Genomic DNA, 13,674 nt, shown 5'->3' with positions numbered 1-13,674 from the left:
CAATGCCACTACCGAAGCGAAGACATTCACGGCAGCGTGGCCGCAAGCGCCGTACTCACTGGAAACTGACGCCGCCGACGCTTGTTGATTGTCCGCACTGCCACGAACCGAAAATGCCCCATCGGGTCTGTCCGCACTGCGGCTACTATGCGGGCAAACCGGTATTAACTATTGAAGAAAAGAAGTAAGTGAAAATTGCACTCGATGCCATGGGCTCGGACAACGCACCGCGTGCCGAGCTGGCTGCGGTGCAGCTTGCCCTTGAGGAACTCCCGGACTGTAGTCTGGTGATCGTTGGCCGGCAGGAAATTTTGGAATCAGACCGTACCGATTTCCACCATGATGAACGTGTGGAGTTTGTGCCGGCAGCCGAGGTCGTCGGCATGCATGAACCGGCACCGGAGGCGGTGAAACGGAAACAGAACTCATCAATCGGTGTCTGCATGGATCTGCACCGGCAGGGAAAGGTGGATGCGGTGGTAAGTGCCGGCAACACCGGTGCGGTCATGGCATTCGCCCTGACCCGACTGGGAGCAGTTCCCGGTGTCCACCGTCCGACCTTGGCGGTCCTTTTCCCCAGAATCAAAGGGAGTACCCTCGTGCTCGATGTCGGTGCCAATGTTGATACCAAGCCGAATCAGCTCCTCCAGTTTGCCATCATGGGTGCCACCGCTGCCGCCTTTTTCTTTCGTAAAGCCAATCCTTCGGTTGGTCTGCTCAATATCGGGCAGGAAGATACCAAGGGTAACGAACTGACAACTGCCGCCTACCGTCTGCTCAAGGAAAGCGAACTCAACTTCATCGGCAATGTTGAAGGCAACGAAATTCTGACCGGCAAGGTAGATGTCGTTGTCTGCGACGGATTCGTGGGCAATGTGCTGCTGAAGTATGGTGAGGGTCTGGGCGAAATTCTCCGCCAGCTCCTTGAACAGTATTATGAGTCGGAATCCAAATACCGGCTGCGCCGCTGGTTTTCCCGCCCGGTTCTGGAGGAGTTCATCAGCCGGATGGATTATCAGGAATACGGAGGCGCACTGATGCTCGGTGTTCAGGGCAACGTTGTGGTTGCCCATGGCCGATCAACACCCCAGGCACTGAAAAATGCCATCCGCACCGCCTATTCGGCGGTCCGCGACAATCTGTCCCAGCACATCGCCCAGGCATTTGCTGATCAGAACTCCGGGTGATGAAATTTTTCTTTCCCCTCACGCTGCTACTTCTTGCCTGCAACACGCTGCCGGTCGGCTTTGACCAGCTGACCACCCTGCCGGAAAGCGGCATGCTGGAACTGGTACCGGATTCACTCGACTATTACGGCCGGCATATTCCGCTCGGTTATGCCGACTGGCTGCTGTTGGGCAGGGACGAACAGTATGAATCCCGGGTACTGCTCAAATTCCCGCTAAAAGACAGCGCACTCGATTCGGTCACCGGCGTGCGCCTGATTCTTCACCCCATTGACAGCACTCCGGTCACATTCGTCTGTCGTGCCTGTTCAACAGAGTGGACTACCGCTGCGGTGACCTGGCTCCTGGCTGACTCTGCCACCCGCTGGCTTACACCGGGGGGCGACCTCTGGGAATTTACTCTGGGCACCGCCACGCTCACCCGGGAATCCACAGTCGTGGAACTGGACCGCAGCCGGCTGACACTGCTGGTACAGAAATCATCAGGGATAATGCTTCTCCCCACCGATACCGGATTCGCTGCGATCACAAATATGACCGATGCCAAAGCCGGACCCAAACTGGTCTTCCACTATGCCGATGGCAAGGAAAGGATCTATTATGCCACCGGCGACGCCCACATCGTTGATACCCTCAACATCTGCAGCCAGCTGACCGATTTGCTGATCGGCGCCAGTTTTGCCTTCCGCACTTATCTGAAATTCCGGCTTGACACCCTGCCACCTGAGGTCACAATTCTCCGGGCGCAACTGTTGTTTACACCCCGGACCATTTACCGCCGGTCCGACACGCTGAAACTTGGCGTTCACCGCCTGACCGAATCCTATCAGCTGCGCAACCGCCATGCCGGCTACGAAGAAAACGCTGCTGCCACTACCGCCTACATTCTGGTTGCACAGGACACCATGGTCAGCCTCGACATTACTACGCTGGTTCAGAACTGGGTATCACACCCGGATTCCTTTCCCAATCACGGTCTGCTGATCACGGCCGAACCGGAATGGCAGCGACCGTTCCGGCTGAAACTCTCCCGCTCCGGCAACACCGCTCCCCAGCTGAAAATTCAGTATATTCTTCCCCCTCCGGACCGGTTCTCAAGATGAAATCCATTGCACTGCTGCTTCTGATATTTACCGCACTTACCGCCCAGTCATTCTTCAACCCTAACGGTCTGGGGGAAGTGACACTGCCGGCAGATGCCCGATTTATTGCCCTTGGCAACCCCTCTGCCCTCACCCCGGGGAATCCTGGTAATTATTTCGATCTTGCTCAAACCCGCATCAAACTCACGCTGACCGGCACCGGACTCACTGCCCGTCAGCACTACTACCAGCGTGCACTGGGAACGGTACGACCGACTGGCATCTATGCTGCGGTACCACTCCCTACTCACACCCGGCTTCTCCTAAGTGTTGACAGCCGGTTCAATCAGGACTTTGATGTCTGGTCCGAATCGCTCGCCGATACCATCCTCCGCTTTCATATTGTCAGCCGGGGCGGAATCCACAGTTTCAATTTCGGCGTTTCCCAGCCACTGTTTAACCGACTCTGCCTCGGTGCCCAATTTCAGCAGCTTATCGGTGGCTCCCGGGAAAACTGGCATTACTGGGCTGAGGGCCTAGTGGCTACGGACACAATTGAAATTGATTACTCGGCACGTACTTTCCGGCTGGGAGCTGCCGGCAGACTCGCCCGTCTCACCCTTACCGGTTTTTATGACCTACCGTTCCAACTTACCGCCACTAGGTTCAAACATCTCCACGGAGTTGCTAGCGATTCACTTCGTAACTACCGGATCCATTTGCCTGCCACTTTAAGCTTCGGGTTTACTGCCGGACCATTCTATAAAACCCAAATCAGCACCGGCTTTGAACTACGCAACTGGGCAAATACCACCATTGATAACTTGCCTGCCGGTTATCAGAATGTATGGCGGGCTTCAATAGGCATTGAGTATGAACAGTTTCCCGGCTATCCATTCCGCCTCGGCTACTCTACAGGCAGATGGTACTGTAGCACGGTTGCCGGCGGACGAATCTCCGAGTCCGCTGTTCACTTGGGAACCGGGGTACTGCTGCCCAAATTCGGCACACTGGATATTGCCGGTGAGGTAATATTCCGCAAAGGGGAAACCCCGGCCGGATTCATCAGCGAAACCGCCGGGCGTCTCCATCTTACCATTGCCTATGAGGAATCATGGAAAAAACGCACCCGGCGCTGGGGATATTGAAATATTAATAAATATAAGGAGGTATACTGTGTCAAAACTCTTAATAGTCTCATTGATGATTGCTGTCCTTTTAGTCGGTTGTGGCGCTCCCAAAAAAACAGACCCGGCACCAGCTGACACCGCCGGCACCGCCACTCCACAACCACCGGGTCTGCTCAAGGATACGCTTATTTCAACCAACCTTCCGGAAAAGCTGTTTATTACCATTCTGGTCAAGGACTTCGGCAAAATCAAGGTGGAAATGTATACCAAGGATGCGCCGCTGAATGTCACTAATGTTGCCAATCTGGCAATCAAAGGATTCTACAACGGACTCACGTTCCACCGGATTGAACCGGGTTTTGTGGTTCAGGGGGGCGACCCCAAAGGCGACGGCACCGGCGGCCCGGGTTACACCGTCCCTGCAGAAATCAAACGCAAGCATGAAAAAGGAGCAATGGCGATGGCTCGTCTGCCGGATCAGGTAAACCCCAACCTCGAATCCTCGGGCAGCCAGTTTTACTTCTGTCTCCAGCCGCTCCCCCAGCTGGATGGTAAATACACCGTGATCGGCAAAATCGTAGAAGGCATGGAGGTACTGGAGAAGATCGGTCAGGTCCGGCCACCGGTGGTGATGGAACGGGTCTTTGTTACCACCGAGTGAAGCAGACGGGGAAGACGGTTCCGGTAAGGCGGACGGACAACCCCTTTTTCGGTAATAAACGCGGCGATATAACGCGCCGGCGTGACATCAAACGCCGGATTGTAAGCGGTTATTCCAGCCGGTGCCACCCCGCAGGTTCCGATCCGGGTAATCTCATCACCACTGCGGATTTCAATTGGAATTTCCTTGCCGTCTCTGATCTTAAGGTCAAATGTGGATGACGGAGCTGCCACATAAAACGGTTTGCCGGCAGCCTTAGCCAGTAATGCCAGCATCCGCGTCCCAATTTTATTTGCAGTATCCCCGTTTGCTGCAATCCGGTCTGCTCCAACAATTACTAGGTCGCAATGCTCAATCACGCCGGCACTGGCACTGTCAACAATAAGCCGGAAATTGATGCCTGCCCGCTTTAGCTCCCAAGCGGTCAACCGGGCACCCTGGAGCAGCGGCCTGGTTTCACAGACATACACCAGTGGATTTTTCCCCTCCTGAGACGCCTGATAGATCACCCCCAGTGCCGTTCCCAATCCGGGTCCGGCGAGCATCCCGGTATTACAGATTGTCATGACAGTTCCGTTTTCTGGCACGAGTTTGGCACCGTGACGGGCAATTGCCCGGGACCGGCGGCGCTCATCCTCCTCAATCACCTTCGCCTCCTTAAACACCCGGTACCGCAACACCGCTGGCGAAACACCCTTTGTGTGCTCAACAACCTCCATTATCCTGCTCACCGCCCAGCCAAGATTGACTGCAGTCGGACGTGCCGCCATCAGCATTTCCGCGGCTTTTGTCAATCGGGTAATCAGTTCCCGGTCACCTGACCGCTCCGCCGCAACTGCCATCCCGTATGCCGCCGCCACTCCGATCCATGGTGCACCGCGAATCTGCAACTGTCGAATTGCCTCGGCAACCGCCGGAACGCTGCTCAGCTTCCGGTAGATCACCCTTGATGGCAGAAACCGCTGATCGATAATCCGCAGACATCCCTGCTGATATACCAGCACATCAGGAATTTCCAGTCCTCTTCTTTTCATTTTCTCAGCACTGCAACCAGACTGAATGAAAGCTGATGATCACCGCTATCAGTCCCGGTCAACTGGAGATCATCAAGCAGCCGGGTGATGTCACATCTCTGCCCGCCACCGGTCAATTGCCAGAACACCCGGCTTAACCAGCTTAACACCCTTCTCTGGTAGCGGCGAAATTGAACCTGATGGGAACTCAGCCGCTCAATCAGTCCGGCAACCCGATTGAAAAAGTAACCACCCCGTCTTTCAGTCCGGACCGCTGCCCGGACGATTCCGGGCGCAACTATCTGATAAAGCTCGAAACTGCGGAACGGATTGTTCTGCAGACCGCTGAGAAACTGAAACAGAGTGGAATACCGGTATTCGATTTTATGGGGATAATAACCGGAATGATCACGCGGAAAGGCGGAACGATCCGGAGTGGAAATAACCACCAGACTGGCAGGTTTCAGTCCCGCTCCCAGCCGGTGGAGAAGCTCTCTGGTTTCCCGACAGTTCAGGTGTTCAATCAGTTCCAGCATGAGCACCGCATCGAACTCCCGGAGTGCCGATGCGGAAATGTCATTAACATCAAGACAGTCAAACACAAGATTCGGAGCCGAATACTGCTGGCGGGCATACTCAATCAGATACCGCGAATAGTCTGTCGCCATCAGGCTCCATTCCGGCGGCATGATCCGGGCCAGTCCATAGGAAAGTGCGCCGGTACCACAGCCCAGCTCCAGGAGTCGCAAACGCCGGTTTTCCTGTCTCAGAATTGTCAGTGCCGCAGCATAGTTGGCACAGTGATGCAACCGCAGCCGCCAGTCGTGCTGTTGCTCAATCCCCCCGCCTTCCACATTGACATACTGCTTTGGAGGCCTGATTCCCTGCAGTACCTGCCACAGACGCTCAACATTAAGACGCAATTGGATGCTCAACTGTGCGCCGGAATAATTTTCAGATCTATTTCTATTCCCCGCCAATCCTGCCTCTCTGTCTTCAGTATTCCCCGCGATTGAAGAAATAGACTGCCGCCATTGTTGTCAGGATACTGAAACTTGCCAGAAATGCGAGATTAAACCCGGGAGAATAGAAGGAAAATCCGAGCACCAGCCGGCGGATCATATCCACACCATAGGTCAGCGGATTGATACGAACCAGCAGCGCCAGCCACCAGGGCAACCCCTCAAGCGGATAAAGGGCACCGCTGAGAAACCACAGCGGCATAATGATAAAATTCATGATTGTACCGAACCCCTGAAACGAGGTCATCCGGGCGGCAATCACGATCCCGATACCGGTAAGGGCAAAGGACATCACTGCCATCACTAGAATCAGCGGCAGAATGTTCACCAGCGCCAGCTTCACCCGGACGAGCGGTGCCAGCAGCAGAATGATACACCCCTGAATCAGTGAAAGGGTCGTGCCGGCAAGTCCCTTACCAATGACAATTGATGTCCGCGGGACCGGTGCCACCAGAATCTCCTTCAGAAACCCGAACTCCCGGTCCCAGATGATGGAGATTGCTGACTGAATCGATGTGAAGATACTGGTCATCGCAATAATTCCGGGAAAGATGAACTGAGTATAATTGACACTGCCAACCTCCCGGTAACCACCGCGTAAACCGAGGCCGAGAATAAAAAGCCACAGCACCGGTCTGGTGAGTGACCCATAAAGCTGGCTCTTCTCCCGGAAGTAGCGAAGCACATCGCGCCGCCACACCATATGAATACAGGCAGAATCAAACATACCGTTTGCTAACGCCAAGCACGCCCCATCCGCTGAAGCCGACTCTTTAATTTTTCCCGCTCGCCCGCCTCCTCATCCCGGATCTCCCGGCCGGTCAGGGTGAGAAAAACATCATCCAGTGTTGGCGGTCGCACCATTACTGAAAGTATAGGCACGCCCAGTTCCCGGACCAGTCTGGGCACAAATTGCGCCCCATCTGCCACCTGAAACCTTAACTTTTCCCGATCGAACGCAATTTCAATCCCGTAGAGCCTCCTGATTTCTGTCGCTGCCCGGAGGTTGTCAGCGGTCATCAGCACCACCTGATCTCCCTGCAACCGGGTTTTCAGCTCTGCCGGAGTACCCAGAGCAATTATCCGGCCGTAATCAATGATCGCAATCCGGTCACAGTATTCCGCCTCGTCCATGTAGTGAGTGGTCAGAAACAGTGTCATCCGGTTCTCCGCCCGCAACGCCAGCAGTCTTTCCCAGATCCGGTTCCGAGTTTGAGGATCAAGCCCGAGTGTCGGCTCGTCCAGAAAAAGCACCTGGGGTGTATGCAGCAGCGCCCGGGCGATCTCCAGCCGGCGTTTCATCCCGCCGGAAAAATTCCGGACCAGTTCGTCGGCACGGGAACTGAGTTCCATCCATTCCAGTGCGCGCGCAATCCGGATACCAGCCTCCGCTTTCGGGACTTTGTAGATCATAGCGTGAAACCTGAGATTCTCCCGTGCGGTCAACCGGTCATCAAGGGACGGTTCCTGGAAGATAATCCCGATCGCCTTCCGCACCTGATTGGGTTCACGAGTAACATCCCAGCCTGCGACCCGCGCCGTTCCCGCACTTGGACGCGTCAGGGTGCAGAGCATCCGGACCGTAGTGGTCTTACCGGCACCGTTCGGACCCAGAAATCCGAAGATCTCACCTTCATTGACCGCAAAGGAAATATGGTCAACAGCAACCAATCCGCGAAAACTCTTGCTCAGCCGGTCAACTTCAATTGTCGCCACCGATCCGGTTAATCCTTTGCAGTATCAATCTGCGCCTTCTGCAGGGCTCCAGAATAATCAATATATACTGTCTTCAACTCGGAGAAAATTTCATAGGCGGTCCAGCCACCCTCCCGGTGTCCGTTGCCTGTCTCCTTGACTCCGCCAAATGGCAGATGGCATTCTGCACCGATCGTCGGGGCATTCACATATGTAATTCCGGCTTCAATCCGTTCAATCGCCTTCATTGCCAGATTGACATCCCGGGTATAGATTGAAGATGACAAACCATAGGAGGTGTTGTTAAGGACATCGATTGCCTCATCAAAATTACGCACCCTGATAACTGAAAGCACCGGTCCGAATATCTCCTCCCGGGCGATGCGCATATCCGGGGTGACCTCGGCGAAGATCGTCGGCGGATAGAAATGGCCCCGGCTGTAATCACCACTGGTGAGGGGCGCACCACCGCACACCAGCCGTGCCCCTTCACTTCTGCCGATCTCCACATACCGGTGGACCGTCTGCCGCTGCCCCTCACTCACCAGTGGTCCCATCTCCACCGACTCATCCAGGCCGTTGCCCACCTTCAACTGTTTTGCCCTTTCCACCACCATCTCCAGAAAACGATCATGAATCTCATCCTCAAGAATCAGCCGGGAGGTAGCGGTGCAGCGCTGACCGGTCGTCCCGAAGGCACCCCAGATTACCCCTTCCAGCGCCAGATTCAGATCCGCATCCTTCAGCACAATCTGGGCATTCTTGCCCCCGAGCTCCAGTGAGCACCGTTTCAACTGTCTGCCGCAGACCTCGGCAATCCTTTTGCCGATCACTGATGACCCGGTAAACGAAATCCCGCAGATATCCGGATGATTGAGCAGTGCCTCCCCAACCACTGCCCCTTCACCATACACCACATTCACCACCCCGGCAGGCACACCGGCTTCAGTCAGTGCGGCAACGAATTCATGAACCGACGCTGGTGTCAGGGTTGCCGGCTTGATGACTGCGGTATTACCACAGATCAGGGCAGGAAACAGCTTCCAGGAGGGAATCGCCATCGGAAAGTTCCAGGGACAGATCATCCCCCAGACCCCCATCGGCTGCCGGGTAACAAAGGCTGCCTTGTTGGGCAGTTCGCTGGGCACAACCTTGCCCCACAGCCGCCGGCTCTCACCCGCAGCGTAAAGCCCGGTATCAATTGCCTCCTGCACATCACCCCTAGTCTCTTTCAAAACCTTGCCCATCTCTCTTGTCATCAGCCGGGCAAGCTCCTCCTTGCGCCGGATGAGAATCTCGGTGGCACGCCGGATAATTTCGCCCCGCTGCGGCGCCGGGACCGCCCGCCATTTGGGATAAGCCGCCTTTGCCGCCGCAACCGCATCATTCACATCCTCCGATCCGGAAGCAGGAAAAGTTCCGATCAGATCCGAGGTGTCCGCCGGGTTACGGTTCTCATAGCTTTTACCAGTTCGGGCAGGCACATATCTGCCATTGATAAAGTTCAAATACTCCTTTGCTGCCATCCTATCCTCCTTTTATTTTTAATCTTGTCAAAACCTCTGCCACCGATGCCGCCTTCTCAACCCCTTCAATTTCCCAAGTCTTCAACCCGATTACCCTCTTTCCCATCTTCAGGGCAAAACCGATCTCCGAAAGTGTGCCGTAGGAACCGCCGATTGCAATCAGAATATCAGCGGTCCTGATAATTATCAGATTCCGCGCCTCGCCGAAACCGGTAGCTATCGCCAGTGCCACAAACTCATTTGCCTGCGACCGCTCAGAGCCGGGCATGATGCCGATTGTCAACCCGCCCTGTTCCTGTGCCCCCTGACATACCGCCCGCATTACACCTCCCATACCGCCGCAGACCACGACCGCACCGGCTGCTGCCAGTTCTCGACCCAGTGCCCGCGCCTCTGCCGCCAGTTCAGCTTCACATTCGCCGGCGCCAATCACTCCGACAAACAGCCTATTTCTCAGCGAATAAACTGATCGGTTGAAACCGGTTAACATCAATCAGCCCCCGGTCGGTTATTTTCAACTCGGGAATTACCGGCAGCGAAAGAAACGAAAGGGCCATGAATGGATTGTCCAGCCGGCAGCCCCAGTTCCGTACCTTTGCCAAAAGCACCTTCAACCGGGAAACAACCTCCTGGGCAGACCGGTCTGACATCAGACCAGCGATCGGTAGAGGCAGTACTGCGGCCACCTTGCCATCGGCAACCGCCACATAACCACCGCCCATTCTTATCAGTGTCCGTGCCGCAATCAGCATATCCCGGTCATTGGTGCCGACAATAATCATATTGTGAGAATCATGCGCCACGGTGGTTCCGAGCGCGCCCTTCTTCAGACCGAAGCCGGCAACCAGCCCTTTACCCATTCTGCCCGTCCCCCGGTGCCTTTCAATTACCACGATCTTCAGCAGATCCCGCTCCGGATCTGCTGTCACCAGTCCGTTTCTGACCGGTGCCCGCTGGACATGATGTTCAGTTAAAATCTGTCCGGGCACAATCCGGATCACATTACACAGCTCCCCTTCAGCCTTGATTACAAAATCTCCCCGTGCAAGCCCCTTCACCCGCACGGTGTCCATCACCTTCCGGTCGCGGACCTCCGGCAGTCTCTCCAGTAATCGACCCTCCCGGGCAACCGGTCTACCATTCTTTATCACCAGTTTCACATTCATATCGCTCAGACTTTCCAGCACCACCAAGTCTGCCCGCAATCCCGGTGCCACCGCACCCCGGTCATAAAGACGGAAATATTCCGCAGGATTGAGTGTAACCATCTGTATCGCCGCTACTGGCTGCATTCCCGCATTTACTGCCCGGCGCAATACCGCATTCAGATGGCCCTCTTTGAGCAGATCCTGCGGGTCACGGTCATCGGACACAAGGCAGAACCGGCGCAGATTGAAATCATTCACCACCGGCAGAATCGATGCCAGGTTTTGGGCAGCCGAACCTTCCCGGATAAATACCCTCATCCCTGCCCGCAGCTTCTCCCGCACCTCCTGCACCCCGACCGATTCGTGGTCCGAGCCGATTCCCGCACCGGCATATGCCTGCAGCAGAAGCCCGGTCAACCCCGGACAGTGGCCATCGATCACCTTTCCTGCCCTTCTTGCCACCACCAGCTTTGCCCGCACGTCAGGATCACCCCAGATTACACCCGGATAGTTCATCAACTCGGCAAGTCCGAGCACCTCTGGCATCTTCAGCAGCCGCTCAATCTCCCTGCCCCCCAGCTTTGCTCCTGATGTCTCCATCCGCGTCGCCGGAACGCAGGATGGTACCATGATATAGACGTCAGCAGGAAGATTCCGGCTTGCCCGGATGACATATTCAACACCGCCGACTCCCAGAACATTTGCCAGCTCATGCGGATCAGCAATTACCGTGGTTGTGCCATTGATCAGGCACAACCGGACAAACTCACTCACCGACAGAAGCGAACTTTCAATATGGATATGCCCCTCAATAAAACCGGGTGCGACATAGCACCCCTGGATGTCCATTACACTGTCTGCCCGCTCGTAACCTTCACCCACACCGGCGATCATTCCGTTTTTGATTACCACATCTGCCCGGCGGACCTCACCGGTAAACACATCCACTACCTGTCCTCCGCGCAACAGGAGGTCTGCCGGTGCTTCGCCCCGGGCAACCGCAAGCAAATCCCCAGAAACTGAAGGATCAGAAATTTTGCTTCTCTTCATGATTACTTATCCGGCTCTTCAATATACCCGATAAACGGCAAATTACGAAAGGCTTCAGCAAAATCAGCCCCGTAGCCGACGACAAACTTATCCGGCACGGTAAATCCGAGATAATCCGGCTCGATCTCAACCTGCCGGCGCGCCGGCTTGTCCATCAGCACACACAACTTCAGACTCTTCGGCTTGCGCAGTTCCAGATGTCTCATAATGTATCTTAATGTCAATCCCGAATCCAGAATATCCTCCACCACCAGCACATCCCTGCCTTCCAGCGGACATTTCAGGTCCATGACAATCTTTACAACCCCCGAACTATTTGTACTCGCCCCGTAACTGGAAACGGTGAGAAAATCGATGTAAACCGGCACGGTCAGCTGCCGCACCAGATCCGCTAGAAAAATCCAGGAGCCCTTGAGGATCCCGACAACCAGCGGAGTCCTGCTCGCATAATCGGCAGAAATCTGCTCTGCCAGCTCCCGCACCCGCTTGGCAATCTCATCGGCAGAGATGAGAACTTTTACCCGGGTCTGATCCGGTGCCGGTGTATTGGTGGTCATTTCCAAGCGTAAAATTGAAATCGGGGCGACTGGATTTGAACCAGCGACCTCTTGGTCCCGAACCAAGCGCGCTAAACCAGCTGCGCTACGCCCCGTCAATGACAATATAAAAGAATTATTTCAGCAGTCAACAGAAGGCTTGCTCCGCACCAGCGGCACAAACACCACGCTCATCAGTGACCGCTGCACGAGCCGTTGTCCGTGCTTCACCCCTAAAATCAGACTCTGTGCCCCTGCCGGTCCCACCGGTGCCACCAGCCGGCCTTGCTCCTTCAGCTGCTCGATCAAGGCATAAGGAATTGACTCTGCCGCAGCAGTAACGATAATCCGGTCATAAGGGGCGAATTCCTTCCACCCCTCATTTCCATCTCCTATTTTGAACCTAATATTCCGGTAATCCAGCCGGTTGAGAATCTGCCGCGCCCGGATTGACAGCTCCTCAATGAGTTCCACAGTATATACCATCCCCGCCAGTTCTGCCAGAATGGCAGTCTGATAACCGGAACCGGTGCCAACCTCTAGCACCCGGTGCCACTTCTCAACCTGCAATGCCTCAGTCATTACCGCCACAATATAGGGCTGGGAAATGGTCTGCCCCTGACCGATCGGCAGGGGATGATCTTCATAAGCCTGATGCACAAAACCTTCAGGAACAAAAAGATGTCTCGGCACCTTCAGCATCACCGTCAGCAGCCGCTGGTCTCTGACACCGCGGGCAGCAATCTGTTCTTCCACCATCAGCTTCCGGCGCTGACTGAATTCATTCTTTGATTCCACATAATAATATAAAACTTTGTCGCCTCAATTCAAATTAATTTATCATCCGAAAGCACCAGAAAATTGCTTGACATCGAAAACAGCTATTGTATTTATTTTCTGCTGCTGGTCGGGCGATTGCCCTGGTTGGCGTATCAACCATCGTGGCATGGGCCCTCCAGCGGCAATTTTTATTATGATTTGACCTGCCGCGGACAAGTGCTAAAATAAAGTTAATGTCAATTCATCCGCTCGTGCGCTTCCGGGCACCAATTCTGTTTGAAGAGTCGGCGGTCCGCGAACTGTGCAGTTTTGCCCGCCGGGGTTACGAAACCCGGTTCAAGCGCGAAACATTCGGCTTCCTCTTCGGCACCATCAACCAGGAACATCGGCTGGTAGTCCGCCGGGTTTGCTACTATCGGGGCGGAGAAAAGAGCCGGACCGGCATCATCTTCCGGGACTGGGCGACGATCCAGCGGGTGATCAGACGGCGGCGGGAACTCAGCTCCCGATTGCACCTCCGCTTTCTGGGCAACTTTCACTCTCATGTTGAAATCGCCGGCGAGGTCTTCAAGGGACTTTCCCCTGAAGACCGGGCATCTTTTCTCTACGACCCGATGGCGATCATTGAAACCATCGTCTTCATCTGGGCAGGACCTTCCAAACCCAACCGCAGCATCTCGGGCACGATCGTCGGATTTGAACCCCGGACCGGTTACAACTACCGGATTCGGGTGTATGCCAAACGGCGTAACGGTATCCGCCAGGTCCGGGCAAAGGTCATCCCCTCCGGCGTAGTAGTCATCTACTGATGACCACTTCCCTTTTTCCCGCTCCGGCACATTTT

General features: G+C 55.1%; 15 protein-coding genes and 1 tRNA gene. 6 read left to right on the top strand and 10 right to left on the bottom strand.

What is annotated here, in order from left to right:
* The first annotated feature begins 2 nt into the window (after positions 1–2).
* Genes rpmF through ABIK48_02730 form a run of 5 tightly spaced genes read left to right on the top strand, consistent with a single transcriptional unit; the run spans position 3 to position 4,060 of the window.
* Positions 3–188 carry a 50S ribosomal protein L32 gene (gene rpmF, locus ABIK48_02750; GenBank protein ID MEO0021074.1) on the top strand — a complete coding sequence of 62 codons (186 nt, stop codon included), beginning with the start codon at positions 3–5 and terminating at the stop codon, positions 186–188.
* Positions 189–1,187 carry a phosphate acyltransferase PlsX gene (gene plsX, locus ABIK48_02745; GenBank protein MEO0021073.1) on the top strand — a complete coding sequence of 333 codons (999 nt, stop codon included), beginning with the start codon at positions 189–191 and terminating at the stop codon, positions 1,185–1,187.
* Positions 1,187–2,290: a DNRLRE domain-containing protein gene (locus ABIK48_02740; GenBank protein MEO0021072.1), complete on the top strand. Its 1,104-nt coding sequence runs from the start codon at positions 1,187–1,189 to the stop codon at positions 2,288–2,290. The genes plsX and ABIK48_02740 overlap by 1 nt, the downstream gene beginning before the upstream one ends.
* Positions 2,287–3,417 carry a hypothetical protein gene (locus ABIK48_02735; GenBank protein ID MEO0021071.1) on the top strand — a complete coding sequence of 377 codons (1,131 nt, stop codon included), beginning with the start codon at positions 2,287–2,289 and terminating at the stop codon, positions 3,415–3,417. The genes ABIK48_02740 and ABIK48_02735 overlap by 4 nt, the downstream gene beginning before the upstream one ends.
* A 28-nt stretch (positions 3,418–3,445) precedes the next feature.
* A complete protein-coding gene (locus tag ABIK48_02730) occupies positions 3,446–4,060 on the top strand; it encodes a peptidylprolyl isomerase (protein MEO0021070.1) in 615 nt (204 codons plus the stop codon).
* Here the strand turns inward: ABIK48_02730 and mtnA are convergent.
* The 10 genes from mtnA to ABIK48_02680 form a co-directional block, all read right to left on the bottom strand.
* Complete coding sequence (mtnA, locus tag ABIK48_02725; GenBank protein ID MEO0021069.1) at positions 4,009–5,094, bottom strand: S-methyl-5-thioribose-1-phosphate isomerase; 1,086 nt, start codon at positions 5,092–5,094, stop codon at positions 4,009–4,011. The two genes, ABIK48_02730 and mtnA, sit on opposite strands and share 52 nt — an antisense overlap.
* Positions 5,091–6,008 (bottom strand): class I SAM-dependent methyltransferase, encoded by a 918-nt coding sequence (locus ABIK48_02720; protein MEO0021068.1) that lies wholly within the window; start codon positions 6,006–6,008, stop codon positions 5,091–5,093. Before ABIK48_02720 ends, mtnA begins: the two co-directional genes overlap by 4 nt.
* A 61-nt stretch (positions 6,009–6,069) precedes the next feature.
* On the bottom strand, positions 6,070–6,840 hold the full coding sequence (locus ABIK48_02715) for an ABC transporter permease (GenBank protein MEO0021067.1): 771 nt from the start codon (positions 6,838–6,840) through the stop codon (positions 6,070–6,072).
* Entirely contained in the window at positions 6,831–7,811 is a 981-nt protein-coding gene (locus tag ABIK48_02710; GenBank protein MEO0021066.1) for an ATP-binding cassette domain-containing protein, read from the bottom strand. Before ABIK48_02710 ends, ABIK48_02715 begins: the two co-directional genes overlap by 10 nt.
* Before the next feature lie 8 nt (positions 7,812–7,819).
* Positions 7,820–9,316: an aldehyde dehydrogenase family protein gene (locus tag ABIK48_02705; protein MEO0021065.1), complete on the bottom strand. Its 1,497-nt coding sequence runs from the start codon at positions 9,314–9,316 to the stop codon at positions 7,820–7,822.
* 1 nt (position 9,317) lies between these two features.
* Positions 9,318–9,806 (bottom strand): TIGR00725 family protein, encoded by a 489-nt coding sequence (locus ABIK48_02700; GenBank protein MEO0021064.1) that lies wholly within the window; start codon positions 9,804–9,806, stop codon positions 9,318–9,320.
* Positions 9,763–11,514 carry an adenine deaminase gene (gene ade / locus ABIK48_02695; GenBank protein MEO0021063.1) on the bottom strand — a complete coding sequence of 584 codons (1,752 nt, stop codon included), beginning with the start codon at positions 11,512–11,514 and terminating at the stop codon, positions 9,763–9,765. The genes ABIK48_02700 and ade overlap by 44 nt, the downstream gene beginning before the upstream one ends.
* A 2-nt stretch (positions 11,515–11,516) precedes the next feature.
* On the bottom strand, positions 11,517–12,071 hold the full coding sequence (gene hpt, locus ABIK48_02690; protein ID MEO0021062.1) for a hypoxanthine phosphoribosyltransferase: 555 nt from the start codon (positions 12,069–12,071) through the stop codon (positions 11,517–11,519).
* Positions 12,072–12,091: 20 nt separating this feature from the next.
* Positions 12,092–12,166: transfer RNA gene (locus ABIK48_02685), tRNA-Pro, on the bottom strand.
* A gap of 25 nt (positions 12,167–12,191) precedes the next feature.
* Positions 12,192–12,848, bottom strand: coding sequence for a protein-L-isoaspartate(D-aspartate) O-methyltransferase (locus tag ABIK48_02680; GenBank protein MEO0021061.1), 657 nt, complete (start codon positions 12,846–12,848; stop codon positions 12,192–12,194).
* Between the two features lie 215 nt (positions 12,849–13,063).
* On the opposite strand from ABIK48_02680, the gene ABIK48_02675 reads away from it, so the two are divergent.
* On the top strand, positions 13,064–13,639 hold the full coding sequence (locus tag ABIK48_02675; GenBank protein ID MEO0021060.1) for a hypothetical protein: 576 nt from the start codon (positions 13,064–13,066) through the stop codon (positions 13,637–13,639).
* Positions 13,640–13,674: the final 35 nt, after the last annotated feature.

Source organism: candidate division WOR-3 bacterium, assembly GCA_039801085.1.
GTDB lineage: Bacteria > Hydrothermota > Tepidihabitantia > Tepidihabitantales > Tepidihabitantaceae > JAOABP01.
This window is presented reverse-complemented; position numbering and strand designations above follow the sequence as displayed.

Coding starts and splice junctions, on each gene's coding strand:
- ABIK48_02675 (MEO0021060.1), top strand. CDS start 13,064: ATGTCAATTCATCCGCTCGTGCGCTTCCGGGCACCAATTCTGTTTGAA.
- mtnA (MEO0021069.1), bottom strand. CDS start 5,094: ATGAAAAGAAGAGGACTGGAAATTCCTGATGTGCTGGTATATCAGCAG.
- ade (MEO0021063.1), bottom strand. CDS start 11,514: ATGAAGAGAAGCAAAATTTCTGATCCTTCAGTTTCTGGGGATTTGCTT.
- ABIK48_02705 (MEO0021065.1), bottom strand. CDS start 9,316: ATGGCAGCAAAGGAGTATTTGAACTTTATCAATGGCAGATATGTGCCT.
- ABIK48_02735 (MEO0021071.1), top strand. CDS start 2,287: ATGAAATCCATTGCACTGCTGCTTCTGATATTTACCGCACTTACCGCC.
- rpmF (MEO0021074.1), top strand. CDS start 3: ATGCCACTACCGAAGCGAAGACATTCACGGCAGCGTGGCCGCAAGCGC.
- hpt (MEO0021062.1), bottom strand. CDS start 12,071: ATGACCACCAATACACCGGCACCGGATCAGACCCGGGTAAAAGTTCTC.
- ABIK48_02700 (MEO0021064.1), bottom strand. CDS start 9,806: ATGTTAACCGGTTTCAACCGATCAGTTTATTCGCTGAGAAATAGGCTG.
- ABIK48_02740 (MEO0021072.1), top strand. CDS start 1,187: ATGAAATTTTTCTTTCCCCTCACGCTGCTACTTCTTGCCTGCAACACG.